The organism is Streptomyces bullii, assembly GCF_042657145.1.
Classification (GTDB): Bacteria; Actinomycetota; Actinomycetes; order Streptomycetales; family Streptomycetaceae; genus Streptomyces; species Streptomyces bullii.
The window spans coordinates 204,948-221,067 of sequence record NZ_JBHSNY010000014.1; the positions used below are offsets into that span (position 1 = coordinate 204,948).

Annotated in this window: 18 protein-coding genes; 6 read left to right on the plus strand and 12 right to left on the minus strand. The window is 71.8% G+C overall.

The features are described 5' to 3' along the window. Positions 1-256 precede the first annotated feature (256 nt). Genes ligA through ACFPZJ_RS34350 form a run of 5 tightly spaced genes read right to left on the minus strand, consistent with a single transcriptional unit; the run spans position 257 to position 5,563 of the window. Complete coding sequence (gene ligA, locus ACFPZJ_RS34330; protein ID WP_381029964.1) at positions 257-2,452, minus strand: NAD-dependent DNA ligase LigA; 2,196 nt, start codon at positions 2,450-2,452, stop codon at positions 257-259. A gap of 15 nt (positions 2,453-2,467) precedes the next feature. Next, positions 2,468-3,475: a methionine synthase gene (locus ACFPZJ_RS34335; RefSeq protein WP_381029966.1), complete on the minus strand. Its 1,008-nt coding sequence runs from the start codon at positions 3,473-3,475 to the stop codon at positions 2,468-2,470. Between the two features lie 31 nt (positions 3,476-3,506). Next, positions 3,507-4,205, minus strand: a complete 699-nt coding sequence (locus ACFPZJ_RS34340; protein WP_381029968.1) for an SDR family oxidoreductase — start codon at positions 4,203-4,205, stop codon at positions 3,507-3,509. Positions 4,206-4,223: 18 nt separating this feature from the next. After that, on the minus strand, positions 4,224-4,763 hold the full coding sequence (locus ACFPZJ_RS34345) for an LOG family protein (RefSeq protein WP_381029970.1): 540 nt from the start codon (positions 4,761-4,763) through the stop codon (positions 4,224-4,226). Then, positions 4,760-5,563, minus strand: a complete 804-nt coding sequence (locus ACFPZJ_RS34350; RefSeq protein WP_381029973.1) for a class I SAM-dependent methyltransferase — start codon at positions 5,561-5,563, stop codon at positions 4,760-4,762. The genes ACFPZJ_RS34345 and ACFPZJ_RS34350 overlap by 4 nt, the downstream gene beginning before the upstream one ends. Positions 5,564-5,643: 80 nt before the next feature. Between ACFPZJ_RS34350 and ACFPZJ_RS34355 the strand changes: the two genes are divergently transcribed. After that, positions 5,644-5,967 carry a DUF427 domain-containing protein gene (locus ACFPZJ_RS34355; RefSeq protein WP_381029975.1) on the plus strand — a complete coding sequence of 108 codons (324 nt, stop codon included), beginning with the start codon at positions 5,644-5,646 and terminating at the stop codon, positions 5,965-5,967. 52 nt (positions 5,968-6,019) lie between these two features. Further along, positions 6,020-6,799 (plus strand): alpha/beta fold hydrolase, encoded by a 780-nt coding sequence (locus ACFPZJ_RS34360; RefSeq protein ID WP_381029977.1) that lies wholly within the window; start codon positions 6,020-6,022, stop codon positions 6,797-6,799. 135 nt (positions 6,800-6,934) lie between these two features. Here ACFPZJ_RS34360 and mnmA read toward each other — a convergent pair whose 3' ends face one another. Further along, positions 6,935-8,068 carry a tRNA 2-thiouridine(34) synthase MnmA gene (mnmA, locus tag ACFPZJ_RS34365; RefSeq protein WP_381029978.1) on the minus strand — a complete coding sequence of 378 codons (1,134 nt, stop codon included), beginning with the start codon at positions 8,066-8,068 and terminating at the stop codon, positions 6,935-6,937. A 59-nt stretch (positions 8,069-8,127) separates the two neighbouring features. On the opposite strand from mnmA, the gene ACFPZJ_RS34370 reads away from it, so the two are divergent. Continuing rightward, complete coding sequence (locus tag ACFPZJ_RS34370) at positions 8,128-8,808, plus strand: N-acetylmuramoyl-L-alanine amidase (RefSeq protein WP_381029980.1); 681 nt, start codon at positions 8,128-8,130, stop codon at positions 8,806-8,808. Positions 8,809-9,096: 288 nt separating this feature from the next. Here ACFPZJ_RS34370 and ACFPZJ_RS34375 read toward each other — a convergent pair whose 3' ends face one another. From ACFPZJ_RS34375 to ACFPZJ_RS34385, 3 genes are all read right to left on the minus strand, one after another. After that, positions 9,097-10,260 (minus strand): cysteine desulfurase family protein, encoded by a 1,164-nt coding sequence (locus ACFPZJ_RS34375; protein ID WP_381029982.1) that lies wholly within the window; start codon positions 10,258-10,260, stop codon positions 9,097-9,099. 98 nt (positions 10,261-10,358) lie between these two features. Further along, positions 10,359-10,625: a DUF4190 domain-containing protein gene (locus tag ACFPZJ_RS34380; protein WP_381029984.1), complete on the minus strand. Its 267-nt coding sequence runs from the start codon at positions 10,623-10,625 to the stop codon at positions 10,359-10,361. A 40-nt stretch (positions 10,626-10,665) separates the two neighbouring features. Then, a complete protein-coding gene (locus tag ACFPZJ_RS34385) occupies positions 10,666-10,833 on the minus strand; it encodes a hypothetical protein (protein ID WP_381029987.1) in 168 nt (55 codons plus the stop codon). A gap of 117 nt (positions 10,834-10,950) precedes the next feature. On the opposite strand from ACFPZJ_RS34385, the gene ACFPZJ_RS34390 reads away from it, so the two are divergent. Then, complete coding sequence (locus ACFPZJ_RS34390; RefSeq protein ID WP_381029989.1) at positions 10,951-11,586, plus strand: TetR family transcriptional regulator; 636 nt, start codon at positions 10,951-10,953, stop codon at positions 11,584-11,586. Positions 11,587-11,624: 38 nt separating this feature from the next. Here the strand turns inward: ACFPZJ_RS34390 and ACFPZJ_RS34395 are convergent, their stop codons facing one another. Continuing rightward, positions 11,625-12,602 (minus strand): helix-turn-helix transcriptional regulator, encoded by a 978-nt coding sequence (locus ACFPZJ_RS34395; RefSeq protein WP_381029991.1) that lies wholly within the window; start codon positions 12,600-12,602, stop codon positions 11,625-11,627. Positions 12,603-12,703: 101 nt separating this feature from the next. On the opposite strand from ACFPZJ_RS34395, the gene ACFPZJ_RS34400 reads away from it, so the two are divergent. Beyond that, entirely contained in the window at positions 12,704-13,291 is a 588-nt protein-coding gene (locus tag ACFPZJ_RS34400; RefSeq protein WP_381029993.1) for a TIGR03086 family metal-binding protein, read from the plus strand. Here ACFPZJ_RS34400 and ACFPZJ_RS34405 read toward each other — a convergent pair. Further along, positions 13,278-14,138 (minus strand): thioesterase family protein, encoded by an 861-nt coding sequence (locus ACFPZJ_RS34405; protein ID WP_381029995.1) that lies wholly within the window; start codon positions 14,136-14,138, stop codon positions 13,278-13,280. The two genes, ACFPZJ_RS34400 and ACFPZJ_RS34405, sit on opposite strands and share 14 nt — an antisense overlap. Before the next feature lie 146 nt (positions 14,139-14,284). Here ACFPZJ_RS34405 and ACFPZJ_RS34410 point away from each other — a divergent pair, with 146 nt between their 5' ends. Further along, positions 14,285-15,514, plus strand: a complete 1,230-nt coding sequence (locus ACFPZJ_RS34410; protein ID WP_381029996.1) for an alpha/beta hydrolase — start codon at positions 14,285-14,287, stop codon at positions 15,512-15,514. Here ACFPZJ_RS34410 and ACFPZJ_RS34415 read toward each other — a convergent pair. Continuing rightward, a complete protein-coding gene (locus ACFPZJ_RS34415; RefSeq protein WP_381029998.1) occupies positions 15,423-16,079 on the minus strand; it encodes a trimeric intracellular cation channel family protein in 657 nt (218 codons plus the stop codon). The genes ACFPZJ_RS34410 and ACFPZJ_RS34415 overlap by 92 nt on opposite strands. Between the last annotated feature and the right edge of the window lie 41 nt (positions 16,080-16,120).

A 16,120-nucleotide genomic window follows, 5' to 3' on the forward strand; every position in this document is an offset into this window, starting at 1 on the left:
CGTCCCTCTCACAGCCGGCGGTGCCCACGCCACGCGGCCCGGTGCCCGACAACCATCAACGGCTCCGCGTCGGAAAACCCTTCCCGCTGCTCCCTCGACAGCAGGGGGTGCCCCAACCGCAGCTGGGCACGGCAGGCGCACATCTCAACAGTAGGCCGCAGAAGGCTTCCACGGGCAGCGGTCGCCGACGGTTGCCCGAATGCGCCCTGGCCACCCGTATGCATCTGGTATGCGCCGATCGGGTGGCCTTCAACCGCTATTCCTCAGCCGAAAGGGCGAGTTCCGCAGCGGCCTCAGGTCCTTGTTCGAGCAGGACGTTGAAGCCCTCCTCGTTCAGGACGGGCACCTTGAGCTGCATCGCCTTGTCGTATTTCGACCCGGGGTTGTCACCCACAACGACGAACGAGGTCTTCTTCGAAACCGAACCGGTGACTTTCGCGCCCCGGCTCTGCAGCGCCTCCTTCGCGCCGTCCCGGGTGAAGTGGTCGAGGGTGCCCGTGACGACGACGGTAAGCCCTTCCAGCGGGCGGGGGGCCTCATCCTCACCGGTGCTCTCGTCCGCCATGCGGACCCCGGCGGCCTTCCACTTGCGGATGATCTCCCGGTGCCAGTCCTCGGCGAACCACTCCTTGACCGAGCGCGCCACGATCTCGCCCACCCCGTCGGTGTTCCTCAGCTCCTCCTCGCTCGCCTCGTCGATGCGGTCGATGGAGCGGAAGGCGCGGGCGAGGGCCTCGGCGGCGACCGGGCCGACATGACGGATCGACAGGCCCGTGAGGACGCGGGCCAGCGGGCGTTCCTTGGCGGCCTGGATGTTCTCCAGCATCGCGAGGGCGTTCTTCCTGGGCTTGCCCTCCTGGTTGGCGAAGACCGTGGCGACCTTCTCCTCGCCGGTCTTCGGATCGCGCTTGGGCAGCCCGCTGTCCTGGTCGAGGACGTACGCCTTGATGGGCAGCAGCTGCTCGACGGTGAGGTCGAACAGGTCGCTCTCGTCCTTCAGCGGCGGATCCTCCGGCTCCAGCGGCTTGGTCAGGGCGGCCGCGGCGACATAGCCGAAGTGCTCGATGTCCAGGGCCTTGCGGCCCGCCAGATAGAACAGACGTTCGCGCAACTGGGCGGGGCAGGTCCGGGCGTTGGGGCAGCGCAGGTCGACGTCGCCCTCCTTGGCCGGTGCGAGCGGGGTGCCGCACTCGGGGCACTCGCTCGGCATCACGAACTCGCGCTCGGTGCCGTCGCGCAGGTCGACGACCGGGCCGAGGATCTCCGGGATGACGTCACCGGCCTTGCGCAGCACCACCGTGTCCCCGATGAGGACGCCCTTGGCCTTGACGACGTCCTGGTTGTGCAGCGTGGCGAACTCGACCTCGGAGCCCGCGACCGTGACCGGCTCGACCTGGGCGTACGGCGTGACCCGGCCCGTACGTCCCACGCCCACCCGGATGTTGACGAGCTTGGTGTTGACCTCCTCCGGCGCGTACTTGTAGGCGATCGCCCAGCGCGGCGCGCGGGCCGTGGAGCCGAGGCGGCCCTGGAGGCGGATCTCGTCGAGCTTGACCACGACTCCGTCGATCTCGTGCTCCACCGAGTGGCGGTTCTCGCCGTAGTACGCGATGAACTCCCGTACCCCTGCGAGGTCGTCGACCACCTTGTTGTGCCGGGAGGTCGGCAGGCCCCAGGTCTTCAGCAGGTCGTACGCCTCGGACAGGCGGGTGAGCCCCTCGAAGCCCTCCAGGGCGCCGATGCCGTGCACGACCATGTGCAGCGGGCGGGTGGCGGTGACACGCGGGTCCTTCTGGCGCAGCGAACCGGCCGCCGCGTTGCGGGGGTTGGCGAAGGGCTTGTCACCGGCCTCGACGAGGCGGCGGTTGAGCTCCTCGAACTTCTCCATCGGGAAGTAGACCTCGCCGCGGATCTCCACGAGGTCGGGGACGCGGTCACCCTTGAGGCGGTCCGGGATCTCGGCGATGGTGCGGACGTTGGGCGTGATGTCCTCGCCGGTGCGGCCGTCGCCGCGGGTCGCCGCGCGGGTGAGCCGGCCGTGCTCGTAGGTGAGGTTGACGGCGAGGCCGTCGACCTTCAGCTCGCACAGGAAGTGGTACTCCTGGTCGCCCAGTTCCCTGGCGACGCGGTCGGCCCAGGCGGCGAGTTCGTCGTCGTTGAAGGTGTTGTCCAGGGAGAGCATGCGCTGTCGGTGCTCGACGGCGGTGAAGTCCGTCTCGTAGGAACCCGCGACCTTCTGGGTCGGCGAGTCCGGCGTGCGCAGCTCCGGGTACTCCTCCTCCAGCGCCTCCAGGGAGCGCAGGAGCCGGTCGAACTCCGAGTCGCTGATGACGGGAGCGTCCTTGACGTAGTACCGGAAGCGGTGCTCCTCGACCTGTTCGGCGAGCTGCCGGTGCTGCTCCCGCGCCTCGGCGGGCACGTTCGTCGTCTCCGCTTGCTTGTCGCCGGCCACCGTGTCGTCCTCCCGTTACTCTGGGTTGTCCGCGAGTGATCTCGCCGCCCGGACACAGTGGGCGAGCGCCTTGCGCGCGTACTCGGGGGAGGCCCCCGCGAGTCCGCACGACGGAGTGACCGTGACCGCCTCCGCGAGCAGACCCGGTTGCAGCCCCAGCCTGCGCCACAGCGTCCTGACACCCATGACGCTACCGGCAGGCTCTGACAATGGGCCGTCCGTGCCCGGGACGACACCGGCGAAGAGCCGGGTGCCGCCCTCCACCGCCTCACCGATCGCCTCGTCGTCACGCTCGGTGAGGAGGGAGAGGTCGAAGGAGACCGCCGCCGCGCCCGCCCGGCGCAGCAGGGCGAACGGGACGTCCGGCGCGCACGAGTGGACCACGACCGGTCCGTCCCCGTGCACGCCGACGACGTGCCGGAGCGTGCCCTCGACGATCTGCCGGTCGACGGCCCGGTGGGTGCGGTAGCCGCTGGCGGTCCTCACCTGGCCGCGCAGGACGGCGGTGAGGGACGGCTCGTCGAGCTGGAGCACGAGCTGTGCGCGGGGGACGCGGCGCCGCACCTCGGCCAGGTGGAGCCGGAGCCCCTCGGCGAGCGAGGCGGCGAGGTCGCGGCAGGCCCCGGCGTCGGAGAGGGCGGCCTCGCCGTTCCTCAGCTCCAGCGCGGCGGCCAGCGTCCAGGGGCCGACGGCCTGCACCTTCAGCGGCCCCTCGTACCCCTGCGTGTACTCCTCCAGCGCGTCGAGGTCCTCGCCGAGCCAGGAGCGGGCCCGCTTGGTGTCCCGCCCCGGCCGGTCCCCGATCCGCCATCCGCTGGGCTCCACACGCGCGTACAGCTCGACGAGCATGCCGGCGGTCCGTCCGATCATGTCCGCGCCGGGCCCCCGGGCGGGCAGCTCGGGCAGGAACGGGAAGTCCTCGAAGGTCCCGGTGACGGTCTTGACGGCCTCGCGGGCGTCACCGCCGGGCATCGAGCCGACGCCCGTGGCGGCACCGAACCTGAACTGGCTGTTTTCACTCACCAGAGCAGCCTACGGAACCGCTCGGGCGGGGTCAGCGCCCCGGCCGCACCGTCAGGTCGTTGACCTCGGCGTCCCTCGGCAGGTCCAGGGACATCAGGATGGTGGTGGCCACCGACTCGGGGTCGATCCACTTGCCGGGGTCGTACTCCTTGCCCTCCTGCTGGTGCACCTTGGCCTGCATGGGGCTGGCGGTGCGGCCCGGGTAGACCGAGGTGACGCGGACGCCGTGGGCGTGCTCCTCGTGGCGCAGGGAGTCGGCGAGGGCCTTCAGGCCGTGCTTGGAGGCGGCGTACGCGGACCAGTCGGCGTGGGCGTTGAGCCCGGACCCGGAGTTGACGAAGATCACATGGCCCTGGCTCACCCGGAGCTGGGGCAGGAAGAGGCGGGTCAGCTCGGCGGGGGCGATCAGATTGACGTTGAGCTGGTGGCGCCAGGACTTGGTGGTCAGCTCGCCGACCGGGCCGAGGTCGACCACGCCCGCGATGTGCAGCAGGGAGTCCACCCGGTCGGGAAGCTGCTGGTGGGAGAAGGCCCAGGACAGCTTGTCCGGGTCGGCGAGGTCGCCGACCAGGGTGCGGGCGCCGGGGTACTCGGCGGCCAGTTCCTTCGCGCGGGCCGCGTCGCGCGCGTGCAGCACGAGCTCGTCGCCGCGCGCGTGCAGTCGGCGGGCCACGGCCGCGCCGATGCCGGAGCCCGCTCCGGTGATCACATGTGTAGCCATGCCCGCCATGCTCGCATCACCCCGGGGTCACTCCACGCCCTGGCTCTCCTCCAGGTACGCCAGCGCCCCCACCGGCTCCTCCGCGAAGAACACCAGGTCGGTCAGCGGCCGGGGCAGGAAGCCCTCGTCCTCCATGCGCCGGAACTGCTCCTTCAGGCCGTCGTAGAAGCCCGCGGTGTTGAGCAGGACCACCGGCTTGTCCGTGTGCCCGTGCTTCTTCAGCTCCAGGATCTCGGTCGCCTCGTCGAGCGTGCCGGTGCCGCCCACCATGATCACCACCGCGTCGGCCTTCTCCAGGAGCAGCTTCTTGCGCTCGGCGAGGTCCCGCGCGATCACCATCTCGTCGACGCCCGGGCGCGCCTTGGCCGCCAGGAACTGGACGGAGACGCCCACGAGACTCCCGCCCGCCTCCTGCACGCCGTCGGCGACGACCTTCATCAGGCCGACGTCCGAGCCGCCCCACACGAGGGTGTGCCCGCCCCTGCCGAGCAGCTCGGCGAACTCCCGCGCGGGGCGGGTGTAGCGCTCGTCGAGGTCGGCGGCGGAGAGGAAGACGCAGATGTTCATGGGCCCACACTACGGGCCGGCGCCGACATCACGGTCAGCCTCATCTTGGACTGGCGGTGCGGGAGTTCCTCCCAGTCGTCCATGAACCGGGCGGACAGACCGTGCTTCGCGGCCAGTTCGGTCAGCGTCACGGTCCGGTAGTAGAAGTCCTCGTGCAGGATCTGGTGCTCCTCGCCCTCGGTGCGGTCGAAGGTGAAGTCGAAGAACCCGCCGGGCGCGAGCACCCTGCCGACGTGGGCGAAGCACTCCTCGATGACGTGCCGGGGCGAGTGCGAGAAGACGCTGTGCGCGTGCACGACGTCGAAGTGCCCGTCGGGCAGGAAGGCGAAGGTGAGGTCGTCGGCGAGCGTCAGGTAGGGCAGCTTGGACTGCAGGCCCTCCCGTACGAGGGTGTCCTGGGCGGCGAGCAGGATGTGCGGGGAGATGTCGATGCCGTAGTAGTGGCCGGTGTCGAGGTAGTCGATGAACAGCCGGCCGGCGCGCAGGTTGCCGCAGCCGATCTCCAGCATCCGGTGGTGCGGCCGCAGTCCGTGCCGGACCAGGTAGTCGAACTGCATCCGCCCGATGCGCACCCACGTCTCACGCGAGGGGTTGTGGCCCACCGCCGCCTCGGCGCTGCGTGCCGCGTCGGAGGCCATCACGGCCCGGTAGTAGGCGATGTGGTCGCGGTACCGCAGCCGCAGCCAGGCGTCGCGCACGGCGCGGCGGACGTGGGCGGGCACGCGCTCCGGGTGGCGCAGGGCGTAGCGGACCCGGTGGGCGAGGCTGCTGCGGTTCCTCGCCGATTCCCTGGCTTGCACGGGACCTCCTGCGGCAGGGGAAGAACTTCGCTTCAGCCTGCGCTGTAACCGCCGAGTCGGCTACCCCGGGGAGGACGATCGTGACCGCAGGACACCAGATCACCGTCGAGCGGACCAACCGGCACGTGCGCGTGGTGCACGGCGGCCGGGTGCTGGCCGAGAGCGACCGGCCGCTCCTGCTGCGCGAGACGGGCTGTCCGGACCGGTACTACATCCCGGCGGAGGACGTCCGCCTGGACCTGCTGACACCGTCCGACACGCACACCTACTGCCCGTTCAAGGGCACGGCGTCCTACTGGTCGTTGCCGGACGCGGCGGACCTGGTCTGGGCGTACCCGGATCCGAAGCCGGAGGTGGCGCGGATCAAGGACCACCTGTGCTTCTACGACACCGAAGTGGGCTGAGTGGATGTGTCGTGAGCGATGAACGGCGTGCCGTGCGGCAGTCTGCACAGGCATGGACAAGAAGACTGTTTCCCGGGACGGCACGTCCCTGGCGTACCAGCGCACCGGGCAGGGGCCGGCGGTCATCCTGGTGAGCGGCGCCATGTCGACGGGAGCGACGGTGGCACCGCTGGCCGGACCGCTCTCCCGGCGTTTCGACGTGATCGTCCACGACCGCCGGGGCCGCGGCGAGAGCGGTGACACGGCGCCGTACGCGGTGGAGCGCGAGGTGGAGGACCTGGCGGCGCTGATCGACGCGGCGGGCGGCGAGGCGTCGCTGTACGGCATCTCGTCGGGCGGCGCGCTGGTGCTCCGAGCGGCGGCGAGCGGGCTGCCGGTGCGCCGGGTCGCGGTGTACGAGGTGCCGTACGCCGTGGACGAGGCCGACCTCCAGCGGCGCCGGGAGTACACCGAGCGGCTGACCCGGGCGCTGGCGGAGGACCGGCGGGGGGACGCGGTGGAGCTCTTCCTGCGGGAGACGGGCCTCGCGGAGGAGATGATCCGGGGCGCCCGCCAGTCCCCCATGTGGTCCGACATGGAGACGATCGCACCGACCCTCGCCTACGACGACGCCTGCATGGGCGACAGCGGTGTCCCTCGTGACCTGCTGGCCTCGGTCACCGTGCCGGTCCTGTCCGTCGCAGGCGGCGCGAGCCCGGAGTGGATGCGTCAGGCGGCCCGGGCGGTCGCCGAGGCCGCCCCCAACGGCACGTACCGCACCCTGGAGGACCAGACCCACATGGTCGATCCGAACGTGCTGGCGCCGGTGCTGGCGGAGTTCTTCGCGCGATGAGCGGCGCGCCCGGCGGGGCTGCGGGGACCGGGTGAGCACGCGCACGTGGGGCTGCCTTCCGGGCCGTGCGGTGTCGGCGGCCCGGCGCCGTCCGGCCCCGCCGGGCGAGGTGCCCCGGCGCCGTCGCCGTCCGGCTCAGACCACTCCCGCCGTGGCCCGTGTCGTCGAGGCGATCGTCGCGGAGCCCACCACGCGCGTGCCGTCGTACAGGACGATCGCCTGCCCGGGGGCGACGCCGCGGACCGGCTCGGTGAAGCGGACGTGGAGCTCGCCGTCGACCTGTTCGGCGGTCACCGCGGTCTCGTCGCCGTGGGCGCGGAGCTGGGCCGTGTAGGTGCCGGGACCGGTGGGGGCCGTGCCGCACCAGCGGGGCTTGATCGCCGTCAGGGCGCCGACGTCGAGGGAGGACGCCGGGCCGACCGTGACGGTGTTGTCCACCGGGGAGATGTCGAGGACGTAGCGCGGCTTGCCGTCGGGGGCGGGGGTGCCGATGCGCAGTCCCTTGCGCTGGCCGATGGTGAAGCCGTAGGCGCCCTCGTGGGTGCCCAGCTTGGTGCCGGACTCGTCGACGATGTCGCCCTCGGCCTTGCCCAGCCGCCGCGCCAGGAAGCCCTGGGTGTCGCCGTCGGCGATGAAGCAGATGTCGTGGGAGTCCGGCTTCTTGGCGACGGCGAGACCCCTGCGTTCGGCCTCCGCGCGGATCTCCTCCTTGGTGGTGACCGTGTCGCCGAGGGGGAACATCGCGTGCGCGAGCTGCTTCTCGTCCAGCACGCCCAGCACGTACGACTGGTCCTTGGCCATGTCGGAGGCGCGGTGCAGTTCGCGCGAGCCGTCCGGGAGGGTCACGATCTTCGCGTAGTGGCCCGTGCAGACGGCGTCGAAGCCGAGGGCGAGCGCCTTGTCGAGCAGTGCGGCGAACTTGATCTTCTCGTTGCAGCGCAGGCAGGGGTTGGGCGTGCGGCCGGCCTCGTACTCGGCGACGAAGTCCTCGACCACGTCCTCGCGGAAGCGGTCGGCGAGGTCCCACACGTAGAAGGGGATGCCGATGACGTCCGCGGCACGGCGGGCGTCCCGCGAGTCCTCGATCGTGCAGCACCCCCGCGCGCCCGTGCGGAACGACTGCGGGTTCGCGGAGAGCGCGAGGTGGACGCCGGTCACGTCGTGGCCGGCCTCGGCCGCGCGGGCGGCCGCGACGGCGGAGTCCACTCCGCCGGACATGGCGGCCAGGACGCGGAGGGGAGGACGGGAGCGCTGCGGGGTGTCAGTCATAGCCCTTCCAGGGTACGGGGCGCGGGAACCACGGCGGCCGGGTGTCCGTTCACGATCACATGGGGGCGAGACGAGCATCCAGGAACGGGGCATCCGGCGACGGGGACCGGCGTATCGGGCGACGGGCCCTGATCCTCGGCGGGACGGCGGTCGCGGCGGGGTCGGCCGTGCTGGCGCGCGACGAGCTGGCGCGTCTGTGGTGGCGTGCGCCCGGCGTCGAGAAGCCGCGCAAGGAGGGGGAGGTCGACTACGCGGGCGCGCGGTGGGTGGCGGCGTCGGAGGCGAACTGGCGGCGCGCGGACCGGCCCGACGACTACGGCATCGACATGGTGGTCGTCCATGTGACGCAGGGAAGTTTCGACAGCGCCGTGGAGGTCTTCCAGGACCCGGGGCACGGGGCGGCCTCGCACTACATCGTCCGTCAGGACGGGCACATCGCGCAGATGATCCGCGAGCTGGACGTCGCGTTCCACGCGGGCAACCGCGCGTACAACGAGCGCAGCGTCGGCATCGAGCACGAGGGGTTCGTGGACCGGCCGGAGGACCTCACGGACGAGATGTACGAGGCGTCGGCGCGGCTGACGGCCCGGATATGCGCGCGCTACGACATACCCGTCGACCGGGAGCACATCATCGGCCATGTCGAGGTGCCGGGCACGGACCACACGGATCCGGGCCCGCACTGGGACTGGGACCGGTACATGCGGCTCGTACGGCGTGCTCGCACGGCACCGGCGTGAGCGCCGCACGACGGACCCACACACCGGAAAAATCCTGTTTTTCGGACTTTTCATCCCTCATCGGGCGTCTTATTCTGGTTTCAGGCCTACGGGACGAGTGAGGGAGTTCGACCGGAGTAGCCGACTTTGGTGGGAAGCTTCGGCTTCCACTGGGGCCGACGTCGACGGTCGGGCTGAGAGGCCGGAAGGTCGAGAGACCGGAAGGCGACCCCCAATACCTGATCCGGACAATACCGGCGAAGGGAACCCGTCTCGTAGGTCCCTTTCGTGCGTCCAGGTGTCGTGCGTCTAGGTGAGCCCAGCCGCCCGGGCCCGTTCCACCGCCGGGCCGATCGCCTTCGCCAGCGCTGCCACGTCCGCCTCCGTCGAGGTGTGGCCGAGCGAAAAACGCAGGGTGCCGCGGGCCAGGTCCGGGTCGGTGCCGGTGGCGAGCAGGACGTGGCTGGGCTGGGCGACGCCGGCGGTGCAGGCGGAGCCGGTGGAGCACTCGATGCCCTGGGCGTCCAGCAGGAGCAGCAGGGAGTCGCCCTCGCAGCCGGGGAACGTGAAGTGGGCGTTGGCGGGGAGGCGGTCCACCGGATCGCCTCCCAGGATCGCGTCCGGCACCGCCGTACGCACCGCCTCGATCAGGGCGTCGCGCAGTGCGCCGATCTCCCGTGCGAACCACTCGCGTTGCTCGGCCGCGAGCCGGCCCGCGACCGCGAAGGAGGCGATCGCCGGGATGTCGAGGGTGCCCGAGCGCACGTGCCGCTCCTGGCCACCGCCGTGCAGGACGGGGACGGGTGCGTGCTCGCGGCCCAGGATCAGCGCGCCGATGCCGTACGGACCGCCGATCTTGTGGCCGGACACGGTCATCGCGGCCAGACCGGAGGCGGCGAAGTCGACGGGGACCTGGCCGAAGGCCTGGACGGCGTCGGAGTGCAGGGGAACGCCGAACTCGCGTGCGACGTCCGCCAGTTCACGGATCGGCAGGACCGTGCCGATCTCGTTGTTGGCCCACATGACCGTGGCCAGGGCCACGTCGGCGGGGTTGCGGGCGATCGCCTCGCGCAGCGCCTCGGGGTGGACACGGCCGTACGGGTCGACCGGGAGGTACTCGACGGTGGCGCCCTCGTGTTCGCCGAGCCAGTGGACGGCGTCCAGGACCGCGTGGTGTTCGACGGGGCTGGCCAGCACCCGGGTGCGGGCCGGATCGGCGTCGCGGCGCGACCAGTACAGGCCCTTGACGGCGAGGTTGTCGGCCTCGGTGCCGCCGGAGGTGAAGACGACCTCACTGGGGCGGGCGCCGAGGGCTTCGGCGAGGGTTTCGCGGGCCTCCTCGACCGTGCGGCGGGCGCGGCGGCCGGACGCGTGCAGGGAGGAGGCGTTGCCGGTGGCGCTCAGGTGCGCGGTGAGTGCCTCGACTGCCTCGGGAAGCATCGGGGTGGTCGCGGCGTGGTCGAGGTAAGCCATGGTGAGGCCGATTCTACGGGGCCTCGGCGGCGTACCTCAGGCCAAGGTCGGCCGATCCCGCCGGGCCGCCGGCCGGTCCCCGGCGCCCGTCACGGTCCCTAGAAGCTCCACGAGACCGTGTGGTCCGCCTGCATGAAGGCCACCAGGACCAGCAGGTCGGCGACGCCCAGCGCGAGCCCCAGCCAGGCTCGGCCACGGCGCCGGGTCCCCCGCCACAGAGCGACGCTCGCCAGCGCGATGGCGGTCGGTCCGAGGAAGACGTTGAGAACCAGCAGGCCGAGCAGGCCCAGGACGAAGGACGCGACGGCCATGCCGTCGGTGTCGCGAACACCGGTACGGCGGTTCGCCGGTGCGGTGAGGTGCATGGTGATCAGCTCCCGACGGTCGGGTCAGTGCGGTCGGTGGTCAGTGGGCCTGAGGGTGGCGCCGACGGCCGTGGCGCTCGCGCAGGGCGAAGACGCCGAGCCAGACGACGATGACGGCCCCCGCGACGAGGGAGAAGCCGAGCGGCGCGTGCGCCACGGTGCCCACCAGCGTGCCGAGCAGCAGGAGTGCGGCGACGAGGAACAGCATGGGTCAAGACCCCTTAAAATCTCGGTGAACGGTTGTGGTTACACTTGTTCACTGACTTCCCAGTCTAGCGCTCCGCATGGCTTTCCAATTCCGGAGAACAGTTGTTAACTGCATGGTATGAGTCACACTCTCGGCATCCGGCAGGCCCAGAAGCAGAAGACGCGGAAGGCGCTCCTGGACGCGGCGCTCGGGCTGCTGGAGGAGCAGAGCCTGAGCAGCCTGGGCCTGCGTGAGGTCACCCGCGCCGTCGGGGTCGCGCCGACCGCCTTCTACCGGCACTTCCGGTCCACGGCCGACCTGGGCGTGGCGCTGGTCGAGGAGGCGCTGGGCAGCCTGCACCCGATGATCCGGACCACGGTGTCCTCGGCGGGCGACAGCGAGGAACGCATCACGCGCGCCATCGAACTGATCGCCCGTCATGTGGACGCGTACCCCGCACACGTCCGGTTCATCGCCCGTGAGCGACATGGCGGAGTCCAGCCGGTGCGCGAGGCCATACGGGCCCAGCTGACCCGCTTCGCCGAGGAGGTCAGGGACGAGCTGGCCAAGGACCACCTGTCGGCGGGCTGGACCGACGAGGACCTGCTGATGCTCGCGCACCTCTACGTCGACCAGATGCTCATCACGGCCTCGCTGTTCCTGGAGGCGCAGCAGGCACCGGACGCCTCCGAGCGGGAGCGGGAACGCGTCACCCAGGTCGCGACCCGCCGGCTACGGCTGATCAGCATCGGGCGCCGTCACTGGCTGGATTGAGCCGGTCAGCCGGCCAGGAGGGGAGGACGAGCGCGGCTTCACTCCGGCCCCCGGCCCGCCCGCCCGTACAGCTGCGCCACGGAGGCCACCGCCCGGGCCAGTTCCTCGCGTGCCTCGGGTGGCGAGACGACCTCCACCTGGTCGCCGAACATCAGCAGTTGGCGGGTCTCGCGGACGGAGCCGAAGGTCAGGCGCGCGGTCACCCGGTCGCTCACGCAGTCGTCGTCCGGCAGCGCCGCCAGCGCGGGGGCGAGCAGGCGCTGGAACATGTCGAGGCGCTCGCGCCGTACCCGTACCGTGACGTCCAGGCCGCCGGGGCGTTCCTCGACCTGGCGGCGCAGCACCTCCCAGACGTCGGCGAGTTCGACGCCCGGCCGCCGCCGCACCGGGTCGTCGAGCACAGCGGCCGACCGCACCCGGTCGGCCCGGAAGAGCCGGGGCGTACCCCGCCGGTCGGCGACGAGGTACCACACGCCCGCCTTGGCGACGAGCCCGTAGGGGTCGACGGTGTACGTCCGGGCCTCGGACGTGCCGCTGTGCCGGTAGCGCAGGCGCAGCCGGCGGTCGGCGAAGACCGCGTCCTTGAGAATGTCCAGGTCGACGGCGGGCCGGGGACCGCCCTTCCAGCGGGTGGCGTCGACCAGGATGCGGCGCGAGGCGACCTCGGCGGCCGGCCGGTGCGGGGCCGGTAGCGCGGCCATCACCTTGCGCAACGCCGACCCGAGCGCCGCGTCGAGGCCGAGCGCGGTGTGTGCGCCCTGCGCGGCCAGGATGAACAGCGCGCGGGACTCGTCGGCGGTCAGTCCCGTGACGTCCGTACGGAACCCGGCGAGCAGGGCGATGCCGCCGTGCCGCCCGCGTTCGGCGTACACCGGGACGCCCGCGGCCGACAGGGCCTCGACGTCACGGTAGATGGTGCGCACCGACACCTCCAGCCGCTCGGCGAGTTGGCGTGCGGGGACCCGGCCGCGGGTCTGCAGGAGCAGCAGGATCGACAGCAGGCGGTCGGACTTCACGGCACCAGAATTCCGGCGGGCGGGGATCTCTGGCAAATGATGACGGCGGCTGTCAGGTTATCCGGCCAGCCTCGGGGCGACGACTCACAGAGAGGCCGACCATGGACACCACCGACCCCCGCCCGCTGTTCGCTCGCGCCACCGAGCAGGCCGCCACGCTGATCAGGACCGTCCGCGCGGACCGGCTCGACGGGCCCACGCCCTGCGCCGAGTTCGACGTGCGCACCCTGCTGAGCCATCTGACCGGCGCCACCGTCCGCGTCGCCGTCGTCGCCGAGGGCGGGGACGCGCTCGCCGTGCGGCCGTTCGCCGACGGTGTGCCGGACGACGGCTGGGCGACCGCGTACGACGAGGCCCGCACGCGTGCCGCCAGGGCCTGGGCGCCCGACAGCCGTCTGGACACGCCGATGCGCCTGCCGTTCGGCGAGCTGCCCGGCCGCGCGGCCCTGTCGGCCTACGTTCTGGAGACGGTGACCCACACCTGGGACCTGTCCGAGGCGCTGGGCCACCCCCTCGAACTCGACCCGGAACTGGCCCTGTTCGCGCTGCCCGTCGCCCGCCGCATGCTGCCGGAGGAGCGGCGCGGCGAGGACGTGCCGTTCGCCACGGCCCGCCCCGCCCCCGAAGGAGCCGACGCCTACGGCGCGTTGGCGGCCTGGCTGGGCCGCGAGCCGCTCAGCCGAGCCTGACGCGCGCCAGCTGCCGGGACTGGGCCACGAGCCGGTCGGCGCTGTCCCAGACCTCGGCGTCCTCCTCCAGGAAGCCGCCGGCGAGGTTGCGCGTGGTGATCGACACGCGCAGGGGACCCGGCGCCGGGCGGCACCGCACGTGCGCGGTCAGCTCGACGGTGGGCACCCAGCCGGACAGGCCGATCTCGAAGGCGGTGGGCGGCAGCGCGTCCACCGCCAGGAGGAGGGACAGCGGGTCGGCGTCCCGGCCGTCCGCGAGGCCGAACCAGGCGCGCATCTCGCCCTTGCCGGAGGGCTGCCCCAGGGCCCAGCCGAGGGTGGCGGGGTCGAGCTTGAGCATCAGGCGGTCGGCGATGGCCGAACTGCCGGAGATCGGGGCGGGGCCGTCCTCCGGGCCGAAGCACTGGCCCATCGGCGGGATCGCGGGCGGCTTGGCGGTGGTACGGACGTCGTCGGGGAGGGCGTCCAGGTCCCCGTAGGCGGCGAGGACGCGCATGCGTTCCACCTCGCGGCCCTCCTCGTCGTACTGGAAGAGGGAGGCCTGGCCGGTCGACAACGTCCGGCCGGTGCGCACGGTCTCGGTGCGCACGACCGCGGGACCCGGCTGGGAGGCGGTCAGGTAGTGCGCCGAGATGGTGAAGGGGTCGGGGTGCGGCAGGCTGTCCGCGAGGGCCCGGCCCAGGACGGCCAGGAGGTACCCGCCGTTGACGGCGCTGATGATCGTCCAGCCGGCGGAGAGGTCGATGTCGTACACGCCGGGCGCGCGCCGGGTGACCGCGGTGTCGCGGTCGAACTCACTGTCGCCGATCGCGGCCCGCGTGGCCGCTGCGGAAGCTGCTTCTGGCATGGCTGAACAGTACAAGAACTAACTACTAAGCGGTAGCTTTGGGCTGGAATTGAGCTGGCTCGGGTTTGAGTGAGACGCGGGCAATGTCCTGGTAAGGGTCCGTCTCGTCCGTCAACCCACACCCCGCCCCCCGCCTCTGTAGGGACATGAGCCTCACCGGGACTCCGTTCCTCTACACGCTGATCGTGCTGGCCGTCGTCGCGCTCGCGCTGCCGCTGCTGCTGTGGTCGCGGGTCCGGGGACCCCGGGCGCTGCGCGCCGCCGCCCGGACGCTGATGCTGCTGTTCGCGCAGGGCACGGCCGTGGCCCTGGTCTTCGTGCTGGTGAACAACGCCAACAACCTGTACGACAACTGGGCCGACCTGCTCGGCACCGGCGACCATGTGCAGCAGGCGGCCGACCTGGGCGCCGACGGCACCGGCGGGATCTCGCTGAAACGGCTGCCCAGGGTCCGGCAGACCTTCGAGCCGGCCACCGGCCCGGGCATGCGCGCGGCCGGCGGGGTGGAGGTCACCCAGCTCAAGGGCCGGGTGTCGGGCGTGAACGCCGAGGTGTACGTCTGGCTGCCGCCGCAGTACGACGAGCCCGCCTACCGCCACCACAGGTTCCCGGTCGTGGAGCTGCTGCCCGGCTATCCCGGTTCGGCGAAGGCGTGGTTCGGGTCGCTGCGCGCGCACGAGCAGCTGTTTGCGCTGATGCGCGGCGGCCAGGTCGCCCCGTTCATCCTGGTGGCGCCGCGTACCACGCTGCTGGCAGGGGTGGACACCGGCTGCGCCAACATCCCGGGCACGGTGAACGCCGACAGCTGGCTGAGCGTCGACGTGCCGAGGATGGTCATGGACAACTTCCGCGCCGAGCCGGCACCGCGGGGCTGGGCGGTCGCCGGGTACTCGGCGGGCGCGCACTGCGCGGTCAAGCTCGCCGTGGCCCACCCCGACCGCTACCGGGCCGCCGTCAGCCTGTCCGGCTACAACGACCCGATCGGCGAACGCGACTCCCTCGCCGCGCAGAACCCGGCCCTGCGCGCCGAGAACAACCCGTTCCTGCTGCTGCGCGGGGCGCCGGCACCGCCCCGGATCTCCCTCTACCTCTCCGGCCAGCCGCACGACGGCTACGAGGCGGCGGTGGCGCTCGAACAGATCGCCAAGGCGCCGACCAACGTGCACGTGGTGTATCTCCCGAAGAGCGCCGGCGGCCACAACATGGCCCTGTGGCGACCCCAGGTGGTCCCGGCGTTCCGCTGGCTGACGATGGTGATGGGCCACGCGAGGACGACGACCGGCGCTACTCCTCCGACACCGTCGACCGCCGGTGCCAGGCCCGCGGAGCTCGCCAGTGGAACCGCATCGCGAGCAGACGCAGCACGAAGGCGGTGAGCACCGCCAGGGCGCTGGTGTACGGGGTCAGGGCCTCGTAGCGGATGCAGAGGGCGACCATCGCGGCGCCGACCATCGCGGGGACCGCGTACAGGTCGCGGTCCCAGCGCAGCAGTGAGGGCACCTCGTTGGCGAGGACGTCCCGGAGCACGCCGCCGCCGACCGCGGTGGTCAGGCCCAGGCCGGCCGAGGCGGTCAGGCCGAGCCCGTACTCGTACGCCTTGATCGTGCCGGCGACGCAGAACAGGCCGAGGCCGGCCGCGTCGAAGACGTACACGGCGGTCTGGATGCGCTCCACCTGCGGGTGGAGGAAGAAGACCAGGAGCGTGGCGAGGAGCGGGGTGAGGAAGTAGCCGAGGTCCGTGAAGGCGGCGGGCGGTACCGCCCCGATGACCAGGTCGCGGAACAGCCCGCCGCCCAGCGCGGTGACCTCGGCGAGGACGGCCATGCCGAACACGTCGAAGTTCTTGCGGACGGCCAGCAGGGCGCCGGAGATCGCGAAGACGAAGATGCCGATCAGGTCGAGCGTGTGCTGGACGGACGGGCTGAACAGTTGCTGGAGCACCCGAACATTCTCACCCAGCGGCAGGCCCCCGCCTTGCAAAG